The sequence below is a fragment of the Mycobacteroides franklinii genome (genome assembly GCF_002013895.1).
Taxonomy (GTDB): domain Bacteria; phylum Actinomycetota; class Actinomycetes; order Mycobacteriales; family Mycobacteriaceae; genus Mycobacterium; species Mycobacterium franklinii.
Genome location: NZ_MAFQ01000003.1, coordinates 38,007 through 50,319, shown reverse-complemented (window position 1 = coordinate 50,319; position 12,313 = coordinate 38,007). Strand labels below are relative to the sequence as shown.

Annotated in this window: 13 protein-coding genes; 6 read left to right on the top strand and 7 right to left on the bottom strand. The window is 63.8% G+C overall.

What is annotated here, in order from left to right; genetic code table 11:
- Nucleotides 1–10: 10 nt before the first annotated feature.
- A complete protein-coding gene (locus tag B4393_RS04010; RefSeq protein WP_078333066.1) occupies nucleotides 11–1,042 on the bottom strand; it encodes a nucleoside hydrolase in 1,032 nt (343 codons plus the stop codon).
- 129 nt (nucleotides 1,043–1,171) lie between these two features.
- Between B4393_RS04010 and B4393_RS27125 the strand changes: the two genes are divergently transcribed.
- Nucleotides 1,172–1,339 carry an FAD-dependent oxidoreductase gene (locus tag B4393_RS27125; RefSeq protein ID WP_109558537.1) on the top strand — a complete coding sequence of 56 codons (168 nt, stop codon included), beginning with the start codon at nucleotides 1,172–1,174 and terminating at the stop codon, nucleotides 1,337–1,339.
- On the opposite strand, the gene B4393_RS04005 is transcribed toward B4393_RS27125, so the two are convergent.
- Nucleotides 1,317–3,329, bottom strand: a complete 2,013-nt coding sequence (locus tag B4393_RS04005; RefSeq protein WP_078333065.1) for an SDR family oxidoreductase — start codon at nucleotides 3,327–3,329, stop codon at nucleotides 1,317–1,319. The two genes, B4393_RS27125 and B4393_RS04005, sit on opposite strands and share 23 nt — an antisense overlap.
- A 130-nt stretch (nucleotides 3,330–3,459) precedes the next feature.
- Here B4393_RS04005 and B4393_RS04000 point away from each other — a divergent pair, with 130 nt between their 5' ends.
- Genes B4393_RS04000 through B4393_RS03990 form a run of 3 tightly spaced genes read left to right on the top strand, consistent with a single transcriptional unit; the run spans nucleotide 3,460 to nucleotide 4,936 of the window.
- Complete coding sequence (locus B4393_RS04000) at nucleotides 3,460–3,918, top strand: hypothetical protein (RefSeq protein ID WP_078333064.1); 459 nt, start codon at nucleotides 3,460–3,462, stop codon at nucleotides 3,916–3,918.
- Nucleotides 3,918–4,439, top strand: coding sequence for a PH domain-containing protein (locus tag B4393_RS03995; RefSeq protein ID WP_078333063.1), 522 nt, complete (start codon nucleotides 3,918–3,920; stop codon nucleotides 4,437–4,439). Before B4393_RS04000 ends, B4393_RS03995 begins: the two co-directional genes overlap by 1 nt.
- Nucleotides 4,440–4,441: 2 nt before the next feature.
- A complete protein-coding gene (locus B4393_RS03990) occupies nucleotides 4,442–4,936 on the top strand; it encodes a hypothetical protein (protein ID WP_078333062.1) in 495 nt (164 codons plus the stop codon).
- Between the two features lie 82 nt (nucleotides 4,937–5,018).
- On the opposite strand, the gene B4393_RS03985 is transcribed toward B4393_RS03990, so the two are convergent.
- The 3 genes from B4393_RS03985 to B4393_RS03975 all read right to left on the bottom strand — a co-directional run bounded on the left by B4393_RS03985 (nucleotide 5,019) and on the right by B4393_RS03975 (nucleotide 7,470).
- Nucleotides 5,019–5,774, bottom strand: coding sequence for a nucleotidyltransferase domain-containing protein (locus B4393_RS03985; RefSeq protein ID WP_078333061.1), 756 nt, complete (start codon nucleotides 5,772–5,774; stop codon nucleotides 5,019–5,021).
- Nucleotides 5,771–6,343: a TetR family transcriptional regulator gene (locus tag B4393_RS03980; protein ID WP_078333060.1), complete on the bottom strand. Its 573-nt coding sequence runs from the start codon at nucleotides 6,341–6,343 to the stop codon at nucleotides 5,771–5,773. The genes B4393_RS03985 and B4393_RS03980 overlap by 4 nt, the downstream gene beginning before the upstream one ends.
- Before the next feature lie 101 nt (nucleotides 6,344–6,444).
- Entirely contained in the window at nucleotides 6,445–7,470 is a 1,026-nt protein-coding gene (locus B4393_RS03975) for an alcohol dehydrogenase catalytic domain-containing protein (RefSeq protein WP_078333059.1), read from the bottom strand.
- A gap of 170 nt (nucleotides 7,471–7,640) precedes the next feature.
- On the opposite strand from B4393_RS03975, the gene B4393_RS03970 reads away from it, so the two are divergent.
- Nucleotides 7,641–10,919, top strand: coding sequence for an error-prone DNA polymerase (locus tag B4393_RS03970; RefSeq protein ID WP_078333058.1), 3,279 nt, complete (start codon nucleotides 7,641–7,643; stop codon nucleotides 10,917–10,919).
- On the opposite strand, the gene B4393_RS03965 is transcribed toward B4393_RS03970, so the two are convergent.
- A complete protein-coding gene (locus B4393_RS03965) occupies nucleotides 10,916–11,377 on the bottom strand; it encodes a tRNA (cytidine(34)-2'-O)-methyltransferase (protein ID WP_078333323.1) in 462 nt (153 codons plus the stop codon). The genes B4393_RS03970 and B4393_RS03965 overlap by 4 nt on opposite strands.
- Nucleotides 11,378–11,423: 46 nt before the next feature.
- Nucleotides 11,424–11,660 carry a hypothetical protein gene (locus B4393_RS03960; protein ID WP_078333057.1) on the bottom strand — a complete coding sequence of 79 codons (237 nt, stop codon included), beginning with the start codon at nucleotides 11,658–11,660 and terminating at the stop codon, nucleotides 11,424–11,426.
- 82 nt (nucleotides 11,661–11,742) lie between these two features.
- Between B4393_RS03960 and B4393_RS03955 the strand changes: the two genes are divergently transcribed.
- The gene (locus B4393_RS03955; protein WP_078280795.1) at nucleotides 11,743–12,297 is read left to right on the top strand and encodes a pentapeptide repeat-containing protein; all 555 of its coding nucleotides are present in this window, start codon (nucleotides 11,743–11,745) and stop codon (nucleotides 12,295–12,297) included.
- Nucleotides 12,298–12,313 lie beyond the last annotated feature (16 nt).

Genomic DNA, 12,313 nt, shown 5'->3' with positions numbered 1-12,313 from the left:
CAGGCGAAGGTCAGCTGGCCTCGTCGACTTTTCGCGCGAACGCGCTCACTCGCTCGATGAACCGCTGGAAGAACACTTCGGGATCGGTCTCCACCGCGATCTGCGCGTTGGGCTTCTGGCCCCACTGACCCTTCCAGTCCGCGATGGTCATCGCACGCGTCAGATCGCCCGTCAGCTCGACATCGACGGTTGCGGAACGGGTTTGGACGAGTGATGGATCCAGTGCCACCGCAGCGGCGAAGGGATCGTGCATATGCGCCAGGAAGCCTTCGTCCTGCTTCATGTGGAATTCGAAGTAGAACCGCGCCGCATCTTCGATGAACCGCAGTACCGAGTTGCTCGCCGAGGATCGGCTCGATGGAGAGTCGAGCACCGACAGCGGGGTGGTGGTAGCGCCTGCGGCATCAGCCAGCCTGACCAGATGCTCCGGTGTCATGGCAATGGTCTCGGTGAGATTCAGGCCGCACACGATCGGGAGTTCTTGTACGCCAGCGGCTCCCCAGGCGGCGTACACCTCCGCCGTGGCGCCCGGGTCCACGACGACATTCCATTCCGCCACCGGCGTGGTGTTGCCGGGGTAGTCGAAGGAGCCGCCCATGATCACGAGCCGTTTGAGAAGCTTGGGCAATTCGGGTTCGGTGCGCAGGGCCAGTGCCAGATTGGTGAGCGGCCCGGTCGCCAAGCCCACCAGCTCGCCGGGGTGGGCATGCGCGGCTTTGACCCAGGCCTCGGCGGAGTCGTGATCGGTGAGCGTACGGGTGGAGTCCGGCAGTGCGGCATACCCGATTCCGGTGGGACCGTGTGTGTCTTCGGCGGTACGTAGCGCCGCGCTCAACGGTTCGGCGACACCCTTGGACACCGGGATCTGCGGCGTCTTGCACAGCTCCAGCAGACCCAGATTGTTCGCGCAAACATGGTCCACCGAGACATTGCCCGCAGTAGAAGCGATACCGACGATCTCCACATTCTCGCTAGCAAGGAGATAGATCAATCCCAGTGCGTCGTCCACTCCGGTATCGACGTCGGCAAAAACAGGAACCATGGACGTCAACCTACCGCCAGTTAGCTCTGTACACGGATTCGACAAGCGGTGGAGCGCCACGCATAGTAAAAGTCATACGACTGACTGAATGGTGGCTAGTACGGATTCGAAGACGCCGGCGGTGGGTATATGGCGCTGCTGGATATCGGTATCACCGAGGTGGTCATGCCGATGCCCTCAGCGCCGGTTGGTGACATCCATTGGGCAGGCACGGAAACGGCGAGCGGTCGCCCGGGTTATCTCGATGGAGCCATCGAGGCGGGTACCCGGGCGGTCACCAATGCACTCCGGGGATGAGGCGTACCGCCTTCATCACCGGACCTGGAACGCGTAACCGGGACACGGCCGCAACGCGTTTGGCTGCCCTGGGGCGGCGTCGTGAGGTCGACAGGTCCCGACGGTCATCGACGGGTTCGAGCCCACGGGCCGCCTTGGAATCCGGGTATGCCAGATACATCTGATGCAGAACCCGTCGGCTCAGCTTGGGCGTGAGGTACTGCCCGATATCGGCGAAGGTGCCCATCGGGTGGTCGATGCGTGTCGGCTTCTCGATAAGACCGCGTACCACCATGGCGGCCGCGTGCTCGGGGGTGAGCCCGCGTACCACATTGAGCTTGTTCGAGGGTGCGATCATCGGTGTTTTCACCAGTGGCATATGGATATTGGTGAAGGTGATGTGATCGGATACCGTCTCGGTCGCCACCACATCGGCGAACGCGTCCAGCGCAGCCTTGGTCGGAATGTACGACGCGTACTTGGGGTTACGGGTCTGCACACCGGCCGTCGACACATTGACGACATGGCCGAATTTCCTTTCCCGCCAATGGGGGAGAAGAGCCAACACCAGCCGCACGGCACCGAAATAGTTGATCGCCATGACCCGTTCGTAGTCATGGAATCGGTCGACGGTGTTCACCACCGAGCGGCGAATCGAGCGGCCGGCATTGTTGACCAGATAGTCCACATGACCGAACTGGCCGAGGATGCTCTTGACGGTGTCGTCGACGGCGGCGTAATCGGTGAGGTCGCAGGGGAACGCGTGGGCCTTGCCGCCGTCCTCGCGAATCTCCGTGACCAGCTGATCGAGTGCCTCCCCGTCGCGCGCCACCACGAAGACGGTGCCGCCACGCTTGGCGACCGCGATGGCCGCGGCGCGTCCGATGCCACTGGATGCGCCGGTGATGATGACGTGCCGGCCAACCAGTGGTCCGGCGGGGTCATCGCGACGGTACCGCTCGGGGTCCAAGTTCCTGCGCCAGTACTGATACAGCCTGCCGGCGTAGCTGCCGAACGGAGGTACTTTAATTCCGCTGGGGCGCAACGCTTCTTGTGTCGATTCGGAAACGAAGGTGGGCATGATCTCGGTGATGTCGATGACCTCGGGCGGGATGCCCAGCTGAGTGACCACCATGTTGCGCCAGACCTTGAGCGTGCCGCGGGCCCGTAGGAACGGAGTGGCCACGGCGTGCGGAAGTGAGCCGCGCATCGGCGGCAGGCCAGCGGCGGCTGCGATGCCGGAGTAGATGTCGCGCAGGTACGTCACTTCGGGGTTGGTCAGGTGGAAGGCCTGCCCGTCGCGCCCCTCCTGATGCATCAGCTCGACGGTCGCATCGACGACGTAGTCGACCGGAACGATGTTGGAGCGTCCGGCTTTGGGCAGCATCATCGGAGTGAAGTTGGGCAACTTGGCCAGCTTCGCGAAGACTCCGAAGAAGTAATACGGACCATCGATCTTGTCCATCTCGCCTGTTCTGGAATCGCCGACGACGACGGCGGGTCGGTAAATCCGGTAGCGCAGACCGGGTTCCGAGCGCACCAGCAGTTCGGCCTCGAACTTGGTCTGGTGGTAGGGCGTCGGCAGGTCCTGGTTGACGTCGAAGTCTTCTTCGGTGAATTCGCCTTCGTAGCTTCCCGCGACCGCGATGGAGGAGATGTGGTGCAGGGTGGCGCCGGCGCGCTTGGCAAGTGCGATGACCGATCGGGTGCCCTCGACGTTCGCGGCGCGCTGTGCCGCGTCGTCGACGGTGATGTCGTAGATCGCGGCACAGTGCACGATGTGGTCGGCGGTGATCGGATCGCCTTCGGTGGGCAGGCCGAGATCGGGCTGAGTGAGGTCACCGACCAGCGGCTGTACGCGGTCATCCCATTGTTCGGCGATCTTTTCGAAGCGTGACAGGGATTCGCGCCGCACCAGGACGGCGACGTCGGCGCCCGGTTGGGTCTCGAGGATTCGGGTCACGATCCGTCGTCCGATGAATCCGGTGCCGCCGGTGACGATGTATTTCACGTGCTTACCCCTGAGACTGTTAGGCCGCTTATCGGCCCGCCTGGAGTCATCGTTGCCGTTTTGGGGTATTTCGTCAACGATGTGTGACACGTTCGTCGTCGCCGAGTTAGCCGTAAGGGATACTCCAGGAATGTCGCGCATCCAGGTAGTCAGTGCTGCTCGCGTCACGGGCAACATTGCTTGGTGGGTATTCGTGGTTGCCGTCCTGGTGAACCGGGGATTGAGCCTGCAGGGCTGGGATTACGGGTGGACCGCGTACACGCCGCTTACCGACGCCGCGCCGCGCCGGTATGCCGATTACGTGCCGTTTGATCCCACCGTGCAGTTGGCGGGCGCGGTGGCCTGGGTTGCGTTCGGTGTGGTGGTGGTTGCGGCCATCGTCGAGTTGGTCATCGTTCGGCGATGGACCGCGGGGGTGTTGGTGGTCATTCCGTTCGCCTCGTTGGGCCTGATCGCCTACGCGTTCGGCGAGCTCGACCATACGATCATCTGGTCGCCGGCCGCGGTGCTGTTTTTCGTGCTTGTGGCCGTCGCGATACGGCAGGTGTGGATGCATCGGTTCGCTCCGACGGTGGGGGATGAACGGTGATGGATCTGGTTTCAGCAGAGCGTGTGACGCCCAGTGCGCTGGTCGAACGCAGGGCCAGCAGATCGGCACCGGTGCTCTGGGCCATCCAATACGCACTGGCGTGCATCCCTCTGGTTGCCATGATCGCGGCGGTGTGGGCGGTGACCGCGTTGCCCTCCGATGCGGCAACCCCACAGCAGCACGTCTTCGGCGCACTGGGGTTGCTGTGTATGTCATGCGCGGTGGCGTGGGTGGTGCTTCGGCCCCTGCAGCGTTACCGCACCTATCGGTGGGGCGTGCTTGATGGCACTCTGGTGTATGTCACGTCGAAGACGTTGTGGCATAGGTCATTTTGGGTAATTCCGCTGGCGCTGGTGCGAACGGTGGAACTGCGGCAAGACCCGCTCTCGCGTGTTTTCGGACTGGCGATGATACGGGTTCGGGCGGATCAAGGTGAGCTACGGTTTGTAGGGCTCGAGGTCGGCGTCGCGCGGCAGGTGGTCGAGTGGCTCTTCGCCAGAGTCGACGAGGTTTCGGTCTAGTGATGGGCAGAAGCAAGACTTTCTACATGATCCGAGCGGTAGGTACCGGCGCCTGGTGGATTTACGTAGTCGGCATGCTGACGGCGGTGCGGCCGTTCGGTAGCGGTTGGCGATTCATGAGTGTCGAAGATCTTGAACTCTTCGGCCATGGGCTGGGATCGTCGACATCGCCGCGCTACGCCGAGTATTTACCTGCGGGACTGGACGGGCCGATGATTCTTGCTCAGCTTGCGGGCATTGTCGTGATCGCTACCGCCCTGGCCGAGGTGGTCATGGTACGGCGTTGGATCGGGGTCGCGACGGTGATGATTTCGTGCGCTTCGCTGGCTCTAGTGGTTTTGGTACTGCGCCCGCCGCTGACCATGCCGGTGCTAAGCCCTCTAGGTGTGGCAATCGGCGTACTGACCGTATCCGCTCTGCGGGAGATATGGATGCGGCGATTCTCGTCCTCACCTAATTCGTTGGGAGGGTCGGCACCTGACCGCTTGAGCGGTTGATCGAGATGTTCTGCGACAAGCTTTTCTTTTGTATCGCACCATCTTTGGATTGCGGAGACCCGTTCCGGCCTAGATCGCCGGGTTAGTGGACACCTGCGCCGAGCGCGCGAATCTCTGTGCATGCCCGAGCGAGCGCGGCAGGGTCAGCTGTCAGCCCGCCGAGAATCGTGTGTACATCGGACATTCCGGCGCGATCAAGCAGGGCCTTCTCGTTGGTCACCCATTCGCCGCGTGCGGCCAGTGACGCGTGGGCATACTCCAGCGCCGCGACCGCTAACAGCCCGGCACACTGAGTTACCCGTCCGTGCGGTGCGTGATTCTTCTTCGCGTAGAGCAGGTTCAGCGCGGCGCGTGCCGACCACACATCGGGTGCCGATTCACGAAGCGCGGCAGGGTAATCCGGGCACGGCAGGATGCCGTGCAAGACCTTGTTGAGGGCAAGCTCGCCCACCACCAGGTAGCTGGGGATCCCCGCGAGGTGGAACATCAGCGGCTCGATGTGGAATTCGCCCCGCTCCGCGCGTATCAGCTGTTCCTTGACGTGCGCCAGATCGCGATAGTGCACGTCGACGTCGCGGTCATCGATATGAAGCCATGCGCCGCCGTTGAACACCCCGCCGCCCCACGCGCCGATTTCGGAGACCTCCCCTTCCCACCCGATCTGGCGCAGGTCCTCGGGGTCGAAGCCGCCGCGGTAGTAGATCGCCAGATCCCAATCGCTGTCCGGTCGATGGGTTCCCTGTGCTCGAGAACCGCCGAGTGTCACCGCTTCGACCGTGGGAAGTGCTGCCAGTTCGTCGGCGATGGAATCGAGGAACGTGGCGTCCGATGTGCTCATCGCGCCGCGACGCCTAAGAGGGCCTCGACTGTTGCGATGAGTGCGCCGCGGTGAACGGCCAGGCGTTCGGGGGAGAAGGGCTCAGACGTGGCGAGGCCGCGCAGGGCCGGCGATGCGCCGAGCCACGCGGTGGTCAGCCCGAGCGTGAGCGCCAAAATATCGGCGGGCTCCATATCGCCTGTGGGTAACCGTGTCTCGGCGATGGATTGGACTTTCGCCGCGTAGGCCGCGGTTTCTGCCGGGCCGGCTACCGGCCGTTCCAGCTGTGCCCACGTGGCAAGTCTCAGGTGCTCGGGATGCTCGATGAGGTGATCGAACAGGGCGCCCGCGTAGCCGGGCAGATCGTCCGGGGTGAACGGGACCGCATCGGACATGCGCTGGATGGAATGCGCGACGACGGTATCGAACAGCGTTTCCTTGTTGGTGAAGTACACGTAGAGCAGCCGCTTGTTGGCCTCGGCGGCGGCGCCGATCCGGTCGACGCGCGCACCGGCGAGCCCATGCTCGGCGAACTCGGCATATGCGGCATCGAGCAGACGCTTCTTGGTGGCTGAAGCGTCGGGCGGCATAGCTCTGAGCCTAGAGCCAAGCGGCCGCATGATTGGTCAGCGGCGCAGGTCGGGGTGGCGGTGAGTCCGCTGACCCCGACCTGCGCGTTGCGGGATGCAGGCTAGCCGGTTGCAAATGGAGTGAAGACTCCGCGGAAACGCACCTGCCCGGATACGAGACGGTCGTATGCCTCGGTGGCCTGATCCAAGGAGTAGGTCTGCACGATGGGCTTCACTCGCCCCTTTGCGGCGTAATCGAGCACTTCAGCAAGTCGCTGAAGGCCACCGTGCGTCGAACCGATCACCTTCTGTCGCATCATGTGAAAGGGCACACCTTCGGACGAGATCGAGAATGGGTGGTTGAAGTCCAGGCCGCTGAGAGCTACGCGACCGTCCGGTCGCAGTCCGGTCATGGCCTCCTGGGCGGCGGAGAACGCGTTTGTGGTGACCATCAGGATGTCGGCGCCACCCAGTTCGAACAGCTCTTTTCCGTTTGCGACGACATGATCTGCCCCGAGCTGCAGGGCCAGGTCTCGTTTATCGGGGGAGTGTGTGATTGCGATGGTCTCGAATCCGCTGGCCTTGGAAAGTTGGACTGCGACGTGCCCAAGACCGCCGATACCTACCACCGCCACCCGTTCATGCGGCTGCGGTGCGGCGTCCCGGAAGCTGCTCCAGGTGGTGTATCCGGCGCACATCATGGGTGCGGCCAGCTCGTAGGGGAGCCCGTCCGGCAAGAGCACTGTGCCCTCGGCCGCGAGTGCGACGTATTCGGCATGACCGCCCTGCGCGGAGAACCCTGAGGTTCGTGGGTTCGCGCAGTTCATGGCGGTTTGGCCGGTCAATGGGCGGTTTTCCCGACAGTAGGCGCAGCGCCCGCAGGCAGATTGCACCCACGTGGCGCCCACTCTGTCTCCTAGCTGGCGGGTGTGCACGCCGGCGCCGACCTCGACAACTTCGCCGACGATTTCGTGGCCGGGGGTTTGTGGGTAGATGTCACCGCCGAAGCCCTGGGTTGCCCAAGCATCGGTGTAGCACATACCGGAGGCATGGACCTTGACCAGAACCTGGCCGGGTTCTGCGGTTGGGGTGGGCACCTCCTGTACCTGCCAGGGTTGGTTGGCGCCTGTCATGACAATAGCTTTCATAACGATCTCTCCTTGGCTGAGTACGTTCCGCAGGGTTGTCTGCCCCGTTGTCCTGAAGGCTAGTGAACGTATTCTCAAATATCAATAACTAGATAGTTACTTAGCTGGAAGCGGCATGTCGGAGATATCCGGCCGGGCGTATCCGAACAAATGTTCGATATACTGATCGGGTGGGCTGGTCGCAGGGTCCGCCGACCTGGGCGGAAATGGAGCGGGTGCTTGACGGGCGCCTCAATAGTCACGCCCCGCCGGGTGACGGTGGGGATGGTCCGGCGTGGAGCCGCAAGCGCCCGCCCTACGAGCCGCCCACGCGGGAGCGCGGGCGGTCGGCGGTGCCTTACGCGGAGCTGCACGCGCATTCGGCGTTCAGCTTTCTCGACGGCGCCAGCCTGCCGGAGGAGATGGCGCAAGAGGCTGCGCGTCTGGATCTCAAGGCACTGGCCATTACCGATCACGACGGTTTCTACGGGGTCGTCCGCTTCGCGGAAGCCGCCAAGGAGCTCGGCCTGCCCACCGTGTTTGGTGCGGAACTATCTCTTGGGGGGCGGGGCAATACGGAGGACTCGGTACATCTACTGGTGCTGGCTCGCGGCCAGGAGGGGTATCGGAGGTTGTCGCGACAGATGGCGGCAGCGCACTTATCGGGCGGGACGCCCAAAGACCGAAAGGGTAAGCCGCGCTATGACCTTGATGTGCTCACGGAGGCGGCCGGAGGACACTGGCACATTCTGACCGGGTGCCGCAAGGGGCATGTGCGACGAGCGCTCGCCGGTGGAGGCCCTGCCGCGGCAGGTGAGGCGCTGGCCGATCTGGTCGCCCGATTCGGCGCCGATCGCGTCAGCATCGAGCTCAGCAGACACGGCCACCCGGATGAGGATGAACGCAACGCGGAGCTCGCCGCGCTGGCCTCGGTCTTCGGTGTTGGCGTCATCGCCACCACGGCAGCGCATTTCGCCACACCGCAGAGCGGGCGCCTGGCCATGGCTATGGCTGCGGTGCGGGCGCGTAAGAGCCTCGATGACGCGGCGGGCTTGCTGGATCCGGTGGGCGGGGCGCATCTGCGTTCCGGGGATGAGATGGCACGGCTGTTTTCGCACTGTCCGGAGGTGGTGACGGCGGCCGCCGAGCTAGGGGAGGCGTGCGCCTTCGATCTACGGCTCATCGCTCCACAATTGCCGCCGTTCGATGTCCCGGCCGGGCACACCGAGGACAGCTGGTTGCGGCATCTGGCTCTCGAAGGTGCCGAGCGCCGATACGGTCCCCGGGCGAGCGCGGAGAAGGCCTACGCTCAAATCGAGCGTGAGCTGGAAATCATTGCGCAGCTGAATTTTCCGGGCTATTTCCTGGTGGTGCACGACATCACCCAGTTCTGCCGTCGCAGCGACATTCTGTGCCAGGGTCGTGGTTCCGCCGCCAATTCGGCGGTCTGTTATGCGCTTGGGGTCACCAACGTGGACCCGGTGGCCAATGGTTTGTTGTTCGAACGATTCCTGTCAACGGCCCGTGACGGACCGCCGGACATCGACATCGATATCGAATCGGATGAGCGGGAACAGGCCATCCAGTACGTCTACAACAAATACGGTCGCGAGTATGCGGCGCAGGTGGCCAACGTGATCACCTACCGTGGACGAATGGCCGTGCGGGACATGGCCAAAGCTCTCGGGTTCGCACAGGGGCAGCAGGATGCCTGGAGTAAACAGCTGGGGCATTGGGGCGGCATGGCCGACGCGGCGGAGGTCGACGGCATCCCGCCGCAGGTGATCCAGCTGGCGCAGCAGATCAAGAATTTTCCCCGCCATATGGGCATCCACTCCGGCGGCATGGTCATCTGCGATCGGCCACTGGCGGACGTGGTGCCCGTCGAATGGGCGCGCATGGAGAACCGAAGTGTGCTGCAATGGGACAAAGATGATTGTGCGGCAGTGGGTTTGGTGAAGTTCGATCTTTTGGGTCTCGGCATGCTCTCGGCACTGCACTACTGCATCGATCTGGTCCGCGAGCATAAGGGGGTCGACGTGGACCTGGCCCACATCGACCTGAAGGAGCACGCGGTCTACGAGATGCTGGCCCGCGCCGATTCGGTGGGGGTGTTTCAGGTGGAGTCACGCGCTCAGATGGCCACGCTGCCCCGGCTGAAGCCCAAGTGTTTTTATGACCTGGTGGTGGAGGTGGCGCTGATCCGGCCTGGTCCCATCCAGGGCGGCTCGGTGCATCCATACATCCGGCGGTACAACAAGATTGACCCCGTGGTGTTCGACCACCCGTCCATGGCCGCTGCGTTGGGCAAGACGCTCGGGGTACCGCTGTTTCAGGAGCAACTGATGCAGCTCGCCGTCGACGTCGCCGGGTTCAGCCCCGCCGAATCCGATCAGCTGCGCCGGGCCATGGGTTCCAAACGGTCACCGGAACGGATGGAACGGCTGCGCGGCAGATTTTACGAGGGCATGCGGAATCTGCACGGCATCACCGGCGAGCTGGCCGACCGGATCTACGAAAAGCTTTACGCTTTCGCCAACTTCGGGTTCCCGGAGAGTCACGCACAGAGCTTCGCCTCGTTGGTGTTTTATTCGTCCTGGTTCAAGCTGCATCACCCGGCCGCGTTCTGCGCCGCCCTGCTGCGTGCGCAGCCCATGGGCTTCTACTCGCCACAGTCCTTGGTGGCCGACGCGCGTCGGCACGGTGTCGCCGTGCACGGCCCCGATGTGAACGCCAGCCTGCAGTACGCCACGTTGGAGAATGCGGGCCTGGAGGTGCGGATCGGCCTGGGTGCCGTCCGTCACATCGGCGGCGACCTGGCACAGACGATCGTCGAGGAACGAAAAGCGCACGGCCCGTTCGCCTCTCTGCTGGATCTGACCGGCCGCATCCAGCTGACCACGGCGCAGGTCGAGGCCCTGGCCACCGGGGGCGCGTTGGGCTGCTTCGGCATGTCCCGGCGTGAGGCGCTGTGGGTGGCGGGTGCGGCCGCCGCCCAGCGGCCCGACCGGTTGCCCGGTGTCGGAGTGTCCTCACGCATCCCGGAGCTTCCGGCGATGGGCGAGGTGACACAGGCTGCCGCCGACGTGTGGGCCACCGGGGTCACCCCCGACGCGTATCCCACCCAGTTCCTGCGAGAACACCTCGACGAACTGGGTGTCATTCCGGCCAAGGGGCTCTTGGACGTGCCCGACGGGTCACGGGTGTTGGTGGCGGGGGCGGTTACTCATCGTCAACGGCCCGCCACGGCGGCCGGGGTGACGTTCATCAATCTCGAGGACGAGACGGGCATGGTGAACGTGGTGTGTTCGGTGGGCCTGTGGGCGCGCCACCGCAAGCTGGCGGTGACCGCGCAGGCATTGATCATCCGTGGTCGGGTGCAAAACGCCAGCGGCGCCGTTTCCGTGGTGGCCGATCAGCTGCGACCGCTGGATCTTCGGATCCGTGCTACCTCGCGGGACTTCCGTTAAACGCTGCCTTCGAAACCGTGCTGACGCCAGGCCTCGTATGCGGCGATGGCTGCGGCATTGGACAGGTTCAGTGATCTGCGCCCGGGCAGCAGCGGGATGCGCACCTTCTCGGTGATGTGCGGGTCCGCCAGCACTTCGGGGGCCAGACCGGTGGGCTCCGGGCCGAACAGCAGCACATCACCGGGCTGATAGGCGATATCGGTGTAGCTGACAGTCGCATGCGCGGTGAAGGCGTACACCCGCTGCGGTCTCAGTGATTCCCAAGCAGCGGAAAGACTCTCGTGGACCGTCACCGACGCCAAGTCGTGATAGTCCAGGCCGGCGCGCCGGACCTTGGCCTCCGACAGGTCGAACAGCGGCTGCACCAGATGCAGCTCGCACCCGGTGCCCGCCACCATCCGGATCGCGTTCCCGGTGTTGGGAGCGATCCGGGGCTCGTGGAACAGGATGCGAAACACCTCACTATCTTGCGGCACGGTCTTGGGTACTTAAGCCGGAGGGGAGTCAGAGCTTGTAGCGGAAGTAGCCCATGACAATGAACAAGACTACGAAGACGCCCAAGCCCAATCCCGCGAGCACGTTCTTAAAGGCCAATGACATGCATATGATGGCGACCACCGGGGCGACGGCCCAGTAAAGCCACTTCTGAACGGTGCTTTCGCGCGGTTCCGCGAGTACGCAGATGCCTCCGGTCACGATTGCCGTCAAGGCTGCATAGAACTCAGGGTCCGGCGCTCTCATCGCTTCACACCCTATGTGAGTTAGGTTTTGAGCAGACCGTCGTGCTTCCAGCCCGTCACACCCGACCGGCATGATGGCAGTCATGGCCGAGCACTGGACTGACCGCGAGATCACCGCAGAGACCTTCTACGACGAGGACTTTCGTGAACTGCGCACCGAGCGCGTGGTTTTCACCGAATGCGATTTCAGCGGGGCCAATCTCACCGAGTCGCTGCATATAGGTTCGGCGTTCCGGAACTGCACCTTCCGCCGGACATCTTTGTGGCATTCGGAGTTCCGGCAGTGCAGCCTGCTGGGCTCCACATTCACCGATTGCCGGGTGCGGCCGTCGAAATTCATCGAGACCGATTTCACGCTGTCCTCGCTCGGCGGCCTCGATCTGCGCGAGATGGACCTGTCGGACTGCCGCTTCCGTGAGACGAATCTGGTAGGCACCGATATGCGCAAGGCCAACCTGCATGGCGCCGACTTCACCGGCGCCCGCACCCAGAACCTCAAACTCGACGGCGCCGACCTGCGCGGTGCCCGCATCGACCCGACGCTATGGACCACCGCAACCCTGATCGCCGCCAAAGTCGACCTGCCTCAAGCTGTCGCGTACGCCGCGGCGCACGGCTTAGACGTGCACGGGGGTTAGGCAACCCAGCAGAAGC